This is a genomic window from Lysinibacillus sp. NPDC097195 (genome assembly GCF_044762075.1).
Classification (GTDB): Bacteria; Bacillota; Bacilli; order Bacillales_A; family Planococcaceae; genus Lysinibacillus.
Genome location: NZ_JBIWDP010000009.1, coordinates 43,907 through 60,650 on the forward strand (window position 1 = coordinate 43,907; position 16,744 = coordinate 60,650).

A 16,744-nucleotide genomic window follows, 5' to 3' on the forward strand; every position below is an offset into this window, starting at 1 on the left:
TTTTTTAGTGCTTTTTTTGGTGCCTGGCACGCAAACAATTCTGAATATTGCAGGTGAGTTATCCACAGTGAATTTTGCGAATCAGCACGGCATGTGGGAAGCCATAAACTGCTTGCTTAGCGGGGTTGTAGCTTATCGTGTGTCGTGCAAAGTAATAGGGATTTTGCAATTTAGTAGCTATTAAAGTGACAGGCACGCAAACAATTTGCGGGTTTTTATTTTTAGCTTGGATGAGTTTTGCGAAATTTGTAATGGGTTGAACGTAAATGTTTGGCAAAACAGTTTATACTAATAGGAGATAAATAAAGAAATTAGGGGCGATTCTTCATGGAAACTATTGTTGTATTAGGTGGCGGAATTACCGGTTTATGTACGATGCATTATTTACAGCGACAAGTATTGGAGCATAACATAGATGTGAAATTAGTGCTTGTCGAGAAAAATGCTTACTTAGGTGGTAAGTTACACTCTGTAAATGACCAAGGCTTTATTATGGAAACGGGCGCTGATTCTATTGTTGCCCGTCATAAAGGCGTTATGGAGTTAGTGCAAGAGCTTCAATTTGAACAGGAGCTCGTGTACAACGAAACAGGGATATCTTATATCTATACAAATGACGAGCTACATGCGATACCAGCTGATTCTACGTTCGGCATTCCAATGAGTATAGCTTCACTCGAAGCAAGTACACTTGTATCAGACGCTGGCAAAAAAATTGCCTTACAGGATTTAACGATGCCAAATAATGGCTTCACTAAAGAAAGTTCAATAGGCGAATTTTTGACATATTACTTAGGGGAAGAGTTAGTGCAAAATCAAATTGCACCTGTACTGGCAGGGGTATATTCTGGTGATCTTCATCAACTATCCATTGCTTCGACTTTGCCTTACTTAATCGATTATAAAAATGAATACGGCAGTATTATTAAGGGCTTTGACGCAAATCGCGAACAATTTATGAAAGCTTCCAATAAAAAATTTATTTCATTTAAAAAAGGCTTATCCTCACTAATCGAGCGTCTTGAAGCTACATTAACAGAAGTAGAAATTATTAAAGGCGTAGCAACAACAAGTGTAAAGAGACATGAGGGGCAATATGCAATTACCTTGGCAAACGGTAGGAAGTTGGAGGCAGAGCATGTTGTATTAGCGTTACCTAATGAAGCGGTGCAAAGCTTATTACAGGACCCATCGTTGGATCATTATTTCAATGAATTTACTACAGCTTCTGCGATCACAATTTACCTCGGTTTTGATGTGCCAGATGCAGTGTTGCCGGCAGATGGAACTGGCTTTATTGTGTCACATAATTCGAATGTCCAATGCAATGCTGCAACGTGGACAAGTCGCAAATGGAAGCATACATCTGCTAATAATAAGTTGCTTGTACGACTCTTTTATAAGAGCATTAATCCCGCGTATGAAAAATTACGCTTAATGACTGATGAAGAATTAGCAGCTGTCGCGTTAGACGATGTGAAGAAAAGTTTAGGCATTGATGAACAACCAACTGTCGTAAATGTAGCAAAATGGATTGATCAAATGCCAAAATATGATTTAGCACATCATGAGGCATTAAAAGGTTTAACTGTCGAACTGGCAGAAAAGTATCCAAATTTATCGATAGCTGGATGTTCCTATTTCGGTGTAGGCATTGGTGCTTGCATACAGAATGGTAAACAAGTAGGCGAAGCGCTTGCAAAAAAACTACGATAATTAAATTATCCCAAAATGTTGCGATTCCAGCGGGATCAGCAAGCAATCCGAGGCCCTGGACTGAGCTTGCCCGCGGAAAGCACAACCTGGAGCGATAGCTTACTAGTACCCAGACTTAAAAAGTTGCACCTATAGTGAAATGAAGACAAGGTCATGATGAAATCCATACACAGGTGAAATAAAGCTGAAATAAGTTAATTTTCTGAAGAAATATCCTTTGTTAAGTGAAATAGTCTTGACTCTATCGTCTGTAAACGATATGATTCTTTTAATTATTTGAAAAATTCATACTAAATTCTTATCAAGAGAAGCTGAGGGACTGGCCCGATGACGCTTCAGCAACCAACGTATGTCAGGTGCTAAATCCAGAAGACCACACTGGTCGAAGATGAGAAGGAACAACAATTACGATTCGTTAAAGCCTTCTTTATGTAAAAAGAAGGCTTTTTATATTTTGCGTATAACGAAAGAGAGGGCTACGTTTTATGGGATTGCTAGAAAAATTAAAAACGCATGTGTTAACAGCTGATGGGGCCATTGGTACTGTATTATATGGCTATGGCTTGGAGTATTGCCATGAAGAAATGAATGTGCAGAGACCAGAATTAATCGAAAAAATTCATAGAGAATATATCGCAGCGGGTGCAGATGTGATTCAAACCAATACATATGGAGCCAATGCGATTAAATTAGCGCGCTACGGTTTAGAATCGCGTGTTCAGCAGTTTAATGAGGCCGCTATTACAATTGCAAAACGTGCTGCAGCCGAGGGCGGACAATTTGTCTTAGGTACAATTGGTGGCATCCGTGGTATTCGTAAAAGTGATGCAACTTTAGAGGAAATCTTGGCGACTGTTGAACAGCAAGCGACTGTGTTACTGGCAGGAAATCCTGATGGTCTTTTACTAGAAACGTATTATGATTTCGAAGAACTAAGTGCAACGTTAACAATGTTACGTGCGAAAACAGAACTACCTATCATTGCTCAAGTATCGATGCATGAACCAGGTGTCTTGCAAAATGGTATGGCGTTAAATCAAGCATTACATGAGCTAGAAGCATTGGGTGCAGATGTGGTAGGCGTCAATTGTCGTTTAGGCCCACACCATACAATTCAAGCATTTGAGGGTGTTGAGCTACCTGACAAAGCGTTTATGTCCGCATATCCTAATGCCTCATTGCTAGATTTAGAGGATGGGCGTGTCGTTTATGAGTCAGAAGCAGATTACTTTGGTCGAGCAGCGGTAGCATTACGTGACCAAGGTGTGCGATTAATCGGCGGTTGCTGTGGTACGACACCAAAGCACATAGCAGCGGCAAAAAAATATTTAGAAGAGTTAACACCTGTTGAAGAAAAGTATACAAAGCCCGAAAAAGTTGAAGTTGTACGCGAAGCAGAACCTGCAACATATGAACCGTTGCACGAAAAGGTGAAACGTGAGCGCTCGGTTATCGTGGAGTTAGACACACCAAGACATTTAGAAATTGATGGCTTTATTCAAGGTGCCAAAAAATTATATGAGGCCGGTGCAGATGTCGTGATGATGGCAGATAATTCGCTAGCATCTCCGCGCATTAGTAATGTGGCGATGGGAGCATTGTTGAAGGAAACGCACGGTGTCCGACCGTTAACGCATATTACGTGTCGTGACCGCAATTTAATTGGATTGCAGTCACACTTAATGGGGTTAAATGCGCTGGGCATACATGATATTTTAGCGGTTACAGGCGATCCAACAAAGGTTGGCGACTTCCCAGGTGCGACAAGTGTGTATGATGTTTCATCAATGGAGCTTATTCAACTAATTAAGCAGTTAAATGAAGGGATATCGTTTTCAGGAAAGCCACTTCGAAAAAAAGCAAACTTTTCCGTTGCGGCAGCCTTTAACCCGAATGTGCGTGTATTAGATCGTGCAGTAGCTCGCCTAGAGAAAAAAATCGAACATGGCGCAGATTATTTTATTTCCCAACCTGTATATACGAAAGAAAAAATCATCGAAATTTATGAAGCGACAAAGCATTTAGAAACACCGATTTATATCGGTATAATGCCAGTAACGAGCTATAAGAGCGCAGAATTTTTACACCATGAAGTACCAGGTATTAAATTATCGGACGATGCCCTATCGCGTATGAAGGCATGTGGCGAAGATAAAGAACGTTCAACATTAGAAGGAATTGCAATTGCCAAAGAATTAGTAGAAGTAGCTGCAGAATATTTCAATGGAATTTATTTAATCACACCGTTTTTACGCTATGATATGACGCTGGAGTTAATGAAATATATTGAGCAATTGGATGAACAGAAAAAAGGGGTAAGTATAGATGGCTAAGCACTTGATTGAAGAGCAACTGGAGAAACGAATTTTAATTCTAGATGGCGCTATGGGTACAATGCTTCAAAATGAAAACTTATCAGCAGAGGATTTTGGTGGCGAAGAGCTCGACGGTTGTAACGAAAATCTTGTACTAACTAGACCGGATGTGCTTGAAAAGATTCACCGAAAATATTTAGATGCTGGAGCGGATATTATTTGTACAAATACGTTTGGCGGTACGCCACTCGTATTAAATGAATACGATCTTGGGGCTAAGGCAGAAGAAATAAATAAACGGGCAGTGGAAATTGCGCGTAAAGTAGTCGACGAAGTTTCTACGCCAGAATGGCCTCGCTTTGTAGCGGGGGCAATGGGGCCAACGACGAAAACATTATCCGTAACTGGCGGTATTACATTTGATGAGCTGGAAGAGAACTTTTATGTGCAAGCAAAGGCGCTCATTGAAGCGGGTTCAGATGTACTGCTTCTTGAAACGAGTCAGGATATGCTCAATGTGAAAGCGGGTACGCTTGGTGTTTCACGTGCCTTTGAAGAAACAGGCAAAGAGCTACCAGTGATGATTTCCGGTACGATTGAGCCAATGGGGACAACATTAGCAGGGCAAACAATTGATGCTTTTTACATATCAATCGAGCATATTAAGCCACTGTCAGTTGGCTTAAACTGTGCGACAGGTCCAGAATTTATGACAGACCATATTCGGTCATTAGCAGAGCTTTCTACAGGTTATATTAGCTGTTATCCTAATGCTGGTTTGCCTGATGAGGAAGGATGCTACCATGAATCACCAGAGTCCTTATCTCAAAAATTAAAAGGCTTTGCCGAAAAAGGCTGGCTAAATATTGTCGGAGGCTGTTGTGGTACGACGCCGGCCCATATTGCAGCAATTCGTGAAGTACTAAAGGATGAAAAGCCCCGTCAATTACCTGAAGCAACGCATGGTCATGTCGTATCGGGTATTGAACCATTAGTTTATGATGATTCGATGCGTCCACTATTTATTGGGGAACGAACAAATGTTATTGGTTCTCGTAAATTTAAAAATCTAATTGTTGACGGAAAATATGAGGAAGCGGCAGAAATTGCACGCGCACAAGTGAAAAATGGAGCACATGTAATCGATATTTGCTTAGCGAACCCTGATCGTGATGAATTAGCTGATATGCGAGGCTTTATGCAGGAGGTTGTAAAAAAAGTTAAGGTCCCACTCGTAATTGACTCTACTGATGAAAAAGTAATTGAAGAAGCACTAAAATTTTCCCAAGGGAAAGCAATCATTAACTCTATTAATCTAGAGGATGGAGAAGAGCGCTTTGATGCAGTTATGCCACTCGTGAAAAAATATGGTGGCTCTTTAGTAGTTGGTACTATTGATGAGAAAGGCATGGCAGTAGACCGTCATCGTAAGGTGGAAATTGCCGAGCGTTCTTATCAACTGTTAACGGAAAAATGGGGCTTAGCACCTGAGGATATTATTTTTGACCCGTTAATGTTCCCTGTTGGTACAGGAGATGAACAATATATTGGTTCAGCACTTGAAACGATTGAGGGCATTCGTCTTATTAAAGAAAAAATGCCGCGTACTTTAACCGTGCTGGGTGTTAGTAATATTTCGTTCGGCTTACCGCCAGTTGGCCGTGAAGTATTAAATGCAGTCTATTTATACCACTGTACACAGGCTGGCTTAGATTACGCAATTGTGAACACAGAGAAGCTTGAGCGCTATGCATCAATTCCTGAAGAGGAAATTAAACTAGCGAATGATCTATTATTTAATACAAATGATGAAACATTAGCAGTATTTACTGATTTTTATCGTGATAAAAAGAAAGAAAAAACAGAAGCGGATATTCCGAAAACGGTGGAAGGGCGTCTAGCTTACTATATTTTAGAAGGTACAAAAGAAGGGCTTATTGAAGACTTGGATGCTGCTCGTGAAATTTTTGACGCGCCGCTTGATATTATTAATGGACCACTAATGGAAGGCATGGCGGAAGTTGGCCGTCTATTCAATGACAATCAGCTGATCGTAGCGGAAGTATTACAATCTGCAGGTGTTATGAAGGCAGCTGTAGCTCATCTTGAGCAATTTATGGAGAAAAATGAGGACAGTGCTGGTAAAGGGAAGATGGTACTGGCTACGGTAAAAGGCGATGTGCATGATATTGGCAAAAACCTTGTAGATATTATTCTAAGTAATAATGGCTATAAAGTGGTCGATTTAGGTATTAAAGTTACGCCATCACAGTTAATCGAGGCTATACGTAAAGAAAAACCTGATTTTATCGGTTTGTCGGGCTTACTTGTTAAATCTGCTCAGCAGATGGTTATTACTGCGCAAGATTTTAAAGCAGCAGGTATTGATGTGCCGATTTTAGTAGGGGGGGCAGCGTTGTCTCGCCGCTTTACTGAAACGAAAATTGCCAACGAATATGAAGGTCCTGTTATTTACTCAAAAGATGCGATGCAAGGGCTAGAGCAAGTAAATCTGTTAATGGGAACTGAGACGCGAGAAAACTTTTTAGCTGAAATAGCAGAGTCTCGTCAAAAACGATTAGAAGCAGACGAAAAACGTGCAGCGCGACCTGAAAAAGAAATAACGGTGAAACCAGTACGTACAATAAAAGATGCGCCGGTTTTCCTACCAGCGGATGTTCGTCGTCATGTGAAAAAGGATTATTCAGTGTCACATTTATACCCTTATGTAAATATGCGGACATTAATTGGTCATCATTTAGGGCTTAAAGGACAAGTTCAGCAATTGCTCGATGCAGGGGATGCACGTGCTACAGAGCTAAAAGAGTTAGTTGATGATTATTTACAAAGTGATTTATTGAAGCCTTCTGGTTTGTATCAGTTCTTCCCGGCGCAAGCCGATGGAGATGATGTAGTCGTTTATGATCCAGCAGACAGTAAAACGGAAATTGAGCGTTTTACTTTCCCTCGCCAACAAGTGGAACCATTTATGTGTTTAGCAGATTTCTTGAAAACAGTAGATAGTGGTGAAATGGACTATATTGCGCTGATGGTTGTAACGGCTGGTCAAGGTGTAATGGCGACAGCTCGCCAGTTAAAAGAGCAAGGGAAATTCCTTGAAAGTCATGCTCTACAATCAACCGCGCTTGAGCTTGCGGAAGGCTTTGCCGAGCGTATGCATCAAGAAATTCGAGATCAATGGGGCTTCCCAGATAAGACAGATTTCACAATGCGCGACCGATTTGCAGCAAAATACCAAGGACAACGTTTCTCTTTCGGCTATCCTGCATGCCCGAACTTAGAAGACCAAGAGAAATTATTTGGCTTATTAAAGCCTGAGGATATTGGGGTTCATTTAACAGAAGGCTTTATGATGGAACCAGAAGCTTCTGTTTCTGCAATTGTTTTTGCACATCCAGATGCAAGATATTTTAACGTATAATTTAGTTTGTGAAGACGCGAATGGAATATTTGCAGTGAAGTACAACACCCTACCGCTAGCGGTAGGGTCTATTTCTTTTACGGTGGGGACGTGAACAAGATGATTCGATTGATGGAAGAAAAAGATTTACCAGAGGTTTTAGCCATTTACAATGACATTATTTTAACGAGTAAGGCAGTCTATAGGTATGACATACAAACATTAGAAGAAAAACGCCAATGGTTCCAAGAGCAAAAAGCAGCAGGCAATCCGTTACTAGTTTTTATTGATAGTGGAGTAGTAGCAGGTTTTGCAAATTACAGTCAGTTTCGTCCTTATCCGGGCTATAAGCATACGATGGAGCATTCCGTCTATGTACATAAGGAGCATTATAAGAAAGGCATTGCCAGCAAGCTGATGCAACAGTTGATTGCTATCGCACAAAAACAAGGCGTTAAAACTCTAGTAGCCGGTATCGATGGAGAAAACATCGCAAGTATTAAGGCGCATGAGAAGTTAGGTTTTGAATATGCAGGCACAATTAAAAATGCGGGTTATAAATTTAATGAATGGCTAGATTTAGTATTCTACCAACTGTCTTTACCTGGACCAGAAAAGTAAGCTAGTGGCTTGACAATCGATTATGTTTATGACAAATGTCATATGCTTTTTATGATGTTTGCGTCTATTGCTAGTTATTCTCTTGTTTTATGATGAGGTCATAAGCAAAAGGAAACGAGGGAAAAAGGAATGGCAACAGATAAAGAAAAAACAAAGAAATTGCGCCAAGATGTAGCACCATTTGCGAAATCAGATACAGGTAAAAGCATTTTTCAAATGATCAATACAATAGTACCGTTAATTGTCCTATGGATTGCTGGATATATGTTAGTTGATGTTTCGCCATGGTTAACTGCAGGTCTAAGTGTTATTTCTGCTGGCTTTGTCGTTAGAACATTTATCATTTTCCATGATTGTACCCACGGTTCATTTTTCAAAAGTAAAAAAGCAAACGATTGGGTGGGCTTAGTAACTGGGGTGCTAACATCGTTCCCATATGAAAAATGGAAGCGTGAACATACAATTCACCACGCAACAAGTTCGAATTTAGATAAACGCGGTATTGGTGATATTGATATGATGACAGTAGAAGAATATTTACAATCTTCAAAAGGTCAACGTTTGTGGTATCGTTTTTACCGTAATCCATTTGTGATGTTCGGCTTAGGCCCATTATATATGGTGTTAATTTTGAATCGCTTTAATAGAAAAGATGCTAAACAAAAAGAACGCATGAACACATATATTACAAACATAATTATTTTAGGCATCTGCGCAAGTCTTGTTTACTTTATGGGCTGGCAAGCATTTTTGTTAGTTCAAGGTGTGACGTTATTTATCGCAGGTTCTCTTGGAATTTGGTTATTTTATATCCAACATACGTACGAGGATTCTTATTTCGAGCACGACTCCGATTGGGATTATGTGAAAGCTGCTGTTGAAGGCAGTTCGTACTATAAACTACCAAAACTATTACAATGGGCAACGGGTAATATCGGCTTCCATCACGTACACCATTTAGCACCACGTGTACCGAACTATAACCTTGAAAAAGCGCATAATGAAACGCCGCCGTTGCATACAGCTACTACAATTACTTTGCGTACAAGCTTCGAATCTTTACGCTATAAATTATATGACGAAGAACAAGGTAAGTTTGTCACTTTTAAAGATGTGAATGACATAATTAAACGAAAAACGAAAGGCACTATTGCTGCTTAGTTGTATCCAGCCATCTCTTTGTGGGATGGCTGTTTTATATAAATAAAGCCTTGTTCGTTTAAAAGCTACGGAATAGCAAGTAAAGGCGCAAAAATTCTTTTCTTGTTATAATGTAGGGAAAAGTAGGAAAGAGCGTGAGATTATGATGAAGAAATGGCATAGTATCATTCCGAATAGTCCTATGCTCAGTATTTATTTATGGGTTATTTTTTGTTTTCTACCGTTTTTCTTTATTTTTAGAAAATCATCGTCTATTGAAATCACAATAGGGATTACTTTTTTAATGCTCTATTTTATTTTTTATCGATTTTCGGTGAACTCTAAAAATGGGCTAGTCTACATGTGGATTAGCTTTGAAATGGTCATAAATATTATTTTAACGATTTTGTATGGTTATGTGTACTTATCGATTTTTACAGCTTTTTTTATTGGGAATATTCGTAGACCTGTTGGCTTTTACATAATGTACGGTCTTCATATCGGTTTTACTGTGATTTCTACAGGGGTTGGTTTCTTTGTTGAGCTAAATTTATTCTTATCGCAACTTCCGTTTGTTGTATTAACGATTTTAGCGGTGGTCCTTTTACCTTTAACAATCTATTCAAAAAATAAGCGTGAAAATTTAGAAGGTCAACTAGAAACGGCAAATGAACGTATTGCCGAACTTATTGTCTTTGAGGAACGACAACGAATTGCAAGGGATTTACATGATACGCTTGGCCAAAAATTATCAATGATTGGCTTAAAAAGCGACTTAGCCTCTAGGTTGATTGCTCGTGATCCACAGCAAGCATTAGTCGAAATAAAGGATATTCGCCAAACTGCCAGCATTGCTTTGAAAGAGGTTCGAGAATTGGTGTCAGATATGCGTACAACTAGATTTGAAGATGAGCTTATGCGCGTTTCTCAAATTTTAAAAGCGGCTGAAATGGAACTTGTTTTTGATGGTGATAAAGAATCGTTACATGTGCCACCACTCGTTGAAAATGTGTTATCGATGTGTTTAAAGGAAGCTGTCACGAATATTGTAAAGCATAGCGGAGCAACCAAATGTGAAATCGCCTTTCATCAAAACTTTAAAGAAGTACACTTAGTTGTTCGTGATAACGGACAAGGCATTTCTAAAAAGCAAGCTTTGAAGTCGGGCAATGGCTTAAAAGGCATGCATGAACGCTTAGAATTTATAAATGGCTCATTTAAAATAGAGAATGAAAATGGCACAACTTTAACGATATCTATTCCGGTGACAATTACACACCAAAAGGTTAAAGAAAATCTGAAAAACCTATAGAAAGAAGGTTATGGCATGATACGAATTGTAATTGCTGAAGATCAGGGGATGCTGTTGGGCGCACTTCGTTCCTTACTTAGTATGGAAGAAGACATGGAGGTCGTCGGTTTAGCAAAAAACGGTGAGGAAGCATTGGCGCTTGTAGCAGAGCATCAGCCTGATGTTTGCATTATGGATATTGAAATGCCAGTGAAAACTGGACTAGATGCAGCTGAAGAATTACATAACTCAGACTGTAAAGTAATTATTTTAACTACATTTGCAAGACCGGGTTATTTTGAACGAGCAAGAAAGGCTGGCGTTCGAGGTTACTTATTAAAGGATAGTCCTATTGAAGAATTAGTAAGTGCTATTCGTACAATTGTCGATGGTAAACGAATTTACGCACCAGAACTTGTTGATTTTGTGTACGAGGATGACAGTGAAAATCCACTAACGGAACGTGAAAGCCAAGTGTTAACTCTTGTAGCAGAAGGAAAGACGACGAAGGAAATTGCAGCCGAGTTATTTTTATCGGCAGGGACCGTGCGCAATTATATTTCCACGATCTTAGAAAAACTTCACGTCGGTAATCGAATTGAAGCCATTGCTCGCTTTAAGGAAAAAGGATGGAATAAGTAAGCCTTCTGAATGTACTTTTGTTCAATGAATAGGTATGCTGAAAAACATAGATTTGATCTATCACTATTCAAAAGGGAGTAAGATATATGCAAACTATTACTGGAAAAACGGCTTTAATTACTGGAGCTGGTCGTGGAATCGGCCGTGCAACAGCCATCGCCTTTGCAAAAGAGGGTATCAACGTCGGGCTTGTAGGTCGTACGTTAGAGAATTTACAACAAGTTGCCGATGAATTAAAGGCATACGATGTAAAGGTAGCGTTAGCTACAGCGGATGTAGCTAATATGGAATCGATCACAACGGCAGTTGAAAGTATTCGTGCTGAGTTAGGGCCGATTGATATTTTAGTCAATAATGCAGGTATTTCGAAGTTCGGCAAGTTTTTAGAGCTATCACCTGAGGATTGGACAAATATCGTAGATGTAAATGTTAAAGGTGTATACTACACAACACGTGCAGTCCTACCGGAAATGATAGAGCGTGAGTCAGGCGATATCATTAATATTTCTTCAACTGCAGGTCAAAAAGGTGCACCAATTACAAGTGCGTATAGTGCATCAAAAGCTGCGGTTATTGGTATGAGTGAATCATTAATGTTAGAAGTGAGAAAACATAATATTCGCGTTGTAACGTTAACACCAAGTACGGTAGCAACCGATATGGCGGTTGAATTACAACTAACTGATGGTAATCCAGAAAAAGTCATGCAAGCAGAAGATTTAGCTGACTTAATGGTAGCTAACTTAAAATTACATCCGCGTGTAGTTTTAAAACATGCAGGTCTTTGGTCAACAAATCCTTAAAAAGTAGTTGTCCATGAAGTGGAAGTAAAAACAAGTTGTCAAAATGGTGGCAACATATAAAGTTGATAAAAGGCATCAAGATTTTGAACTCTTGATGCCTTTTGTTATTTTTAATGAATATATTATATTTAATTGATTGTAGCGCAGGGTGGGCGACTCCTGCGGGAACAGCTTACGGTGTGCCGGCGGAAAGCGCCTGCCCGTAGCAAAAATCAATGCCCATAGTATGCCTTAATGGTGACAAGTTTTTTTACTTTTTACGCTTTGTTAAGCGACCAAGTACGAAGGCACCAGCTGCTACAGCAAGAACGGCATTCGTTTTCTTTGTAAATACTTGTTTCGTCACAAGGTTAAGATTTTGAGGACGCTCTGCTAAACGGCGCATAAAGTAACCATACCAATCTTCACCGAATGGCACGTATACGCAGAAGTTATAGCCTTCGTTCGCAAGTTCTTTTTGCATGTCCGTGCGGAAGCCATACAACATTTGGAATTCAAATTTATCAAATGGAATATTATTATCGGCAACAAAGCGTTTTACATGAGCTATAACATTATGGTCATGTGTAGCAATCGATGTAAATTTGCCGTGTAATAAATGATATTCAATCAGTTCAATAAAGTTTAAATCAATATCTAATTTATCTTGGAAGGCTACCTCTGCAGGCTCTTTATATGCACCTTTTACAATACGTAAACGGTAGTTTTTAAATTTCTCAATATCGTCTTTAGCACGGTAAAAGTACGATTGAATAACAGTGCCAACATTATTAAACGTTTTTGAAAGCTCTTCTACCATATCAAACGATGTTTGTAGACGGCCGTAATTTTCCATATCAAAGTTAACAAAAATATCATAGTTTGCTGCTTTTTCAACAATTTCATATAAATTGTCGTAGCAAAAATCAACATCGATGTCTAAACCTAATTGGGAAGGTTTTAATGAAATATGCGCATCAACACCGTGTTCGTGAATTGCTTCAATGACAGCGAGGATTTGTTCCTTAGCTTTTGTAGCTTCTTCTTCATTTGCAACAAATTCCCCTAAATTATCCACTGTACAAGAGATATTATGCGCATTTAATTCTTTGATGCTCGCAATCGTTTCTTCTATATTTGTACCAGCTACGACACTTTGGGCCCCTAATTTTAAGCCGTATTTTTTTGCAGCATTATTTAATAGTTGGTTTTCAGATAATTGGATGAAAAAATCGCGTAATAACATGGGTCATTCTCCTCACTGCATTTTTCTTACTAGTATAACATATTTGAAGAGTCTGTCATGATATCACAAAAACAATTATTTCAATTCTAACATCTGTAATCGTTCGTTAAATAGCACAGGATAACTTAAAAAACCGATCATTATACTCGATAATGTTGCCGTTGTAAGCAGAGCAAAAATGATTAGAAGTTGGAATTGAACCGCTTGAATAGGGTCCGCTCCACCAATTATTTGGCCACTCATCATACCGGGTAGCTGTACGAGCCCAATTGTTTTTTGGCTTTCAATCGTAGGAATCATACTCGCTTTAATGGCATTGATTAGTTGGCGATGTATCGCCTGTTTAGGTGTACCGCCTAGTGATAAAATGAGTTCAATTTCGTTATGATGACTTGTAATTTCTGCAGTAAAACGATTTAAAAATAAAATAGATAAAACCATCGAGTTGCCAATTAGCATGCCGCTAATCGGTATGATATATTGTGCGGTGCTAGGGACAATCCCGAAACCTAGTAAAACGCCTTGTGTTACAACTTCCACCATTATTAGTGTAAATACAATTTTCCATGTAATACCCTTAATGCCTTTACCCTTTTTACGGGCATTTAATGTGGCGGCTAGAATCATTAATGCCACCATTAAAAAGATATAAATGGGGCTGCCGGCATCAAAGACGAACTTTAAAATATAGCCGACTGCAAGTAATTGAATAATAGAGCGCACCGTTGCAATCAGTGTGTCCTTTTCAAGACCTAACTTAAATGTTTTAGAAAGTACTAAAGGAATTAGTACAAAAATTAATGTCAGTGAAAGTGATGTATAGGTCACGCGTTTACCCCCTGAACAAATTCGGCTACTCTTGGATTACTAGGTGCTTTTAATAGTGAGCTTTCTCCTGTTTCGATAAGCCCTCCTCCAATCATGACCCATGTATAGTGTCCAATTGTTAATGCTTGTTGCAAATTATGTGTAATCCAAATTATTGTAACATTATATTTTTCGTTAATTGTCCTAATAAGTGATTCGATATCTTGAACGGATTGTCGATCTAATGCGGAAGTAATTTCATCTAACAATAATATAGAAGATTCATTAATCAATGTACGCGCAATAGATACTTTTTGACGCTGTCCGCCTGATAACTCTTTGGTGGGACGATGCAAAAAGCTTTTATCGAGCCCAACGTCATGCAAATATTGTACGGCGTCTTGCGTAGTGAGCTTTTTCCCTTGTAACACAAGTGGTAGTGCTAAATTGTCAAATACGGTTCCATGAATCATTGGTGCTGCTTGAAGTGCAATTCCTACATATTTTCTTAATGTAGTAGGCTCATAATTGGTAATTGGCTGATTATTAATTAATAGTTGGCCTTCAGTCGGTGACAGCAGACCGTTGCACATTTTCAATAAAGTCGTTTTGCCAGCACCAGATGGACCAACGAGTGTCGTAATTTTCCCTTGAGGAAAAGAACCGGTTATTGATTTCAAAATGGTCTTGTCATTTACTGTAAAGTTCACTTGTTGAAGGTGGATAGCGGGCTCATATAACATAGTCATGTAGTTGAAACTCCTTTAAGCTTATAGGTAAAATAACTGTAGCATGAAATAATTCGACGCTACAGTTATTTTACCTTTTTGCAGTATACTCTAATCAGAACGAGTGAGGGGAACGGATGAATGAATACTTTATATGTAGATACACTAACATACGCACAAGGTGAGATGTATATTATTGCTTCTGATGAAGGGCTTGTCTATATAGGCACGCCGAATACCGCATTTGAAGAAGTGGAAAAATGGGCTCAAAAGACGTTCAAAGGCTACAGTTTTGAGGAAAACAAAGAAAAATGTATGCCTTATGTTGCGCAATTAACGGCTTACTTTAATAGGGAGCTTACTGAATTCACTTTACCTATCCATGTAAAAGGAACAGCATTTCAGCTAGCTGTATGGGATGCGCTAAAAGAGCTACCTTATGGAACGACAACAACCTACTCGGCAATTGCAGAACGCATTGGTAAGCCAAAGGCAGTGAGAGCAGTAGGGAGTGCAATAGGCGCCAATCCAATTTTAGCAATTATCCCGTGCCATCGAGTGATTGGCAAAAATGGTAAGCTAACGGGTTTTCGAAGTGGGCTGACAATGAAAGAGTTTTTACTTGAATTAGAGAAAGCTTAATTTTTATAGTTGCCATGCTAGAAACAACAAATTCTGCTGGACTGTCGAGAACATCCAGCAGAGTTTTGTTGTTTCTATAGTAAAGTAGTTCTAAATGCTAGACATGCTCTTCCGTGACAGTTGTTTGCGTTTTGCCGATGTGAGTTAAACGCTGTGCAAATGTTTCACCTTGAATAGCAGAGCTTTTAAAAACTTCTTGATATTCATAAGCGGGAGTCCCGTGTTCAATAACATCTAGACCTGTCATTTCTTCTTCAACCGATACTCGTAGAGGTACAAAGGCTTTAATAATAAATAGGCCAGCTGCGACTGAAACGCCTACCCAAGCAATTGTCGCAATTACACCTATTGCTTGAATACCTAGTAGACTGACACCACCACCGTAAAATAAACCTTGACCGTTGATATCAAATAGCCCAACTGCCAATGTGCCCCAAATACCACAAATACCATGAACTGCAATTGCACCAACCGGATCATCGACTTTTAATTTCCATTCGATAAAGCGAACACCTTCTACTAATAAAGGTGCGGCAATAAAGCCGATAATAATGGAACCAATAATGCTGACGTTAGCGGCACCAGCCGTAATAGCTACAAGCCCTGCTAATGCGCCATTGAGTGTTAGTGAGCCGTCGATATGACCGTAGCGGAATTTTGTGTAGAATGCAGTGGCAACAACACCAGCCGAAGCGGCGAAGAACGTATTAGCAATAACGCTTGGTACGAGAGTTGGGTCTGCTGCTAGCGTAGATGCGCCATTAAAACCAAACCAGCCAAACCATAGAAGAAACACGCCTAATGCGCCAAGTGGAATACTATGACCGGTAATAACGTTGACGCGGCCATTTTCATATTTGCCTAAACGTGGTCCAATTATGACTGCTGCTACAAAGGCTGCGACAGCACCGGTTAGATGAACTACTGTAGAACCTGCAAAATCGATAAAACCTAAATCGGTTAGCCAACCTTGACCGCTCCAAATCCAATGTCCTACTACGGGATAAACGAGTAATGTCATTAAGATAATAATGCCGATATAAGCAAAAATATTTGTACGTTCTGCTACTGCACCTGATAAGATTGTTGCACCTGTCGCAGCAAACATTGTTTGGAAAATAAAGAAGGACAGATCATCCACACCGTTTAAAGCAAATCCGCTTGTTCCGAAGATGCCCCCGGCTGTGTCACCAAACATAATGGCATAACCGCATAGAAAGTAGACGATACCCCCAAGCGATATAGTTAAAAAGTTTTTCATAATAATGTTTACGGCATTTTTAGAGCGTGTAAAACCAGCCTCAACCATTGCAAAACCTGCATGCATAAAAAATACTAAAATGGTACCGAGCATAACCCAAACTAAATTGACAGATAATAGTACGTCCTCCAT

The 16,744-nt window shown here is 39.3% G+C and carries 13 protein-coding genes and 1 riboswitch; of the genes, 9 read left to right on the plus strand and 4 right to left on the minus strand.

Annotated features, from left to right (window positions below; genetic code table 11):
- The first annotated feature begins 327 nt into the window (after positions 1–327).
- From hemG to ACIQXI_RS21175, 8 genes are all read left to right on the plus strand, one after another.
- Positions 328–1,716, plus strand: a complete 1,389-nt coding sequence (gene hemG / locus ACIQXI_RS21140) for a protoporphyrinogen oxidase (protein WP_402928378.1) — start codon at positions 328–330, stop codon at positions 1,714–1,716.
- 295 nt (positions 1,717–2,011) lie between these two features.
- Positions 2,012–2,111, plus strand: a riboswitch (SAM riboswitch).
- Positions 2,112–2,201: 90 nt separating this feature from the next.
- Positions 2,202–4,049 (plus strand): bifunctional homocysteine S-methyltransferase/methylenetetrahydrofolate reductase, encoded by a 1,848-nt coding sequence (locus ACIQXI_RS21145; protein ID WP_402928380.1) that lies wholly within the window; start codon positions 2,202–2,204, stop codon positions 4,047–4,049.
- A complete protein-coding gene (gene metH / locus ACIQXI_RS21150; RefSeq protein ID WP_402928383.1) occupies positions 4,042–7,473 on the plus strand; it encodes a methionine synthase in 3,432 nt (1,143 codons plus the stop codon). The genes ACIQXI_RS21145 and metH overlap by 8 nt, the downstream gene beginning before the upstream one ends.
- Before the next feature lie 99 nt (positions 7,474–7,572).
- The gene (locus tag ACIQXI_RS21155) at positions 7,573–8,073 is read left to right on the plus strand and encodes a GNAT family N-acetyltransferase (RefSeq protein ID WP_402928385.1); all 501 of its coding nucleotides are present in this window, start codon (positions 7,573–7,575) and stop codon (positions 8,071–8,073) included.
- A 129-nt stretch (positions 8,074–8,202) separates the two neighbouring features.
- Entirely contained in the window at positions 8,203–9,234 is a 1,032-nt protein-coding gene (gene desA, locus ACIQXI_RS21160) for a Delta(5) desaturase DesA (protein WP_402928387.1), read from the plus strand.
- 145 nt (positions 9,235–9,379) lie between these two features.
- Entirely contained in the window at positions 9,380–10,525 is a 1,146-nt protein-coding gene (locus ACIQXI_RS21165; RefSeq protein ID WP_483869721.1) for a sensor histidine kinase, read from the plus strand.
- Between the two features lie 15 nt (positions 10,526–10,540).
- A complete protein-coding gene (locus ACIQXI_RS21170) occupies positions 10,541–11,146 on the plus strand; it encodes a response regulator (protein ID WP_402928388.1) in 606 nt (201 codons plus the stop codon).
- 86 nt (positions 11,147–11,232) lie between these two features.
- Positions 11,233–11,949, plus strand: coding sequence for a 3-ketoacyl-ACP reductase (locus ACIQXI_RS21175; protein ID WP_402928391.1), 717 nt, complete (start codon positions 11,233–11,235; stop codon positions 11,947–11,949).
- Between the two features lie 250 nt (positions 11,950–12,199).
- On the opposite strand, the gene ACIQXI_RS21180 is transcribed toward ACIQXI_RS21175, so the two are convergent.
- From ACIQXI_RS21180 to ACIQXI_RS21190, 3 genes are all read right to left on the minus strand, one after another.
- Positions 12,200–13,174, minus strand: a complete 975-nt coding sequence (locus ACIQXI_RS21180) for a proline dehydrogenase family protein (RefSeq protein WP_402928393.1) — start codon at positions 13,172–13,174, stop codon at positions 12,200–12,202.
- Between the two features lie 75 nt (positions 13,175–13,249).
- Positions 13,250–14,002: an ABC transporter permease gene (locus ACIQXI_RS21185; protein WP_402928395.1), complete on the minus strand. Its 753-nt coding sequence runs from the start codon at positions 14,000–14,002 to the stop codon at positions 13,250–13,252.
- Complete coding sequence (locus ACIQXI_RS21190; protein ID WP_402928397.1) at positions 13,999–14,730, minus strand: ABC transporter ATP-binding protein; 732 nt, start codon at positions 14,728–14,730, stop codon at positions 13,999–14,001. Before ACIQXI_RS21190 ends, ACIQXI_RS21185 begins: the two co-directional genes overlap by 4 nt.
- 120 nt (positions 14,731–14,850) lie before the next feature.
- On the opposite strand from ACIQXI_RS21190, the gene ACIQXI_RS21195 reads away from it, so the two are divergent.
- Positions 14,851–15,351, plus strand: coding sequence for a methylated-DNA--[protein]-cysteine S-methyltransferase (locus ACIQXI_RS21195; RefSeq protein WP_402928399.1), 501 nt, complete (start codon positions 14,851–14,853; stop codon positions 15,349–15,351).
- Positions 15,352–15,448: 97 nt separating this feature from the next.
- Here the strand turns inward: ACIQXI_RS21195 and ACIQXI_RS21200 are convergent, their stop codons facing one another.
- Positions 15,449–16,744 (minus strand): ammonium transporter, encoded by a 1,296-nt coding sequence (locus ACIQXI_RS21200; protein WP_402928401.1) that lies wholly within the window; start codon positions 16,742–16,744, stop codon positions 15,449–15,451.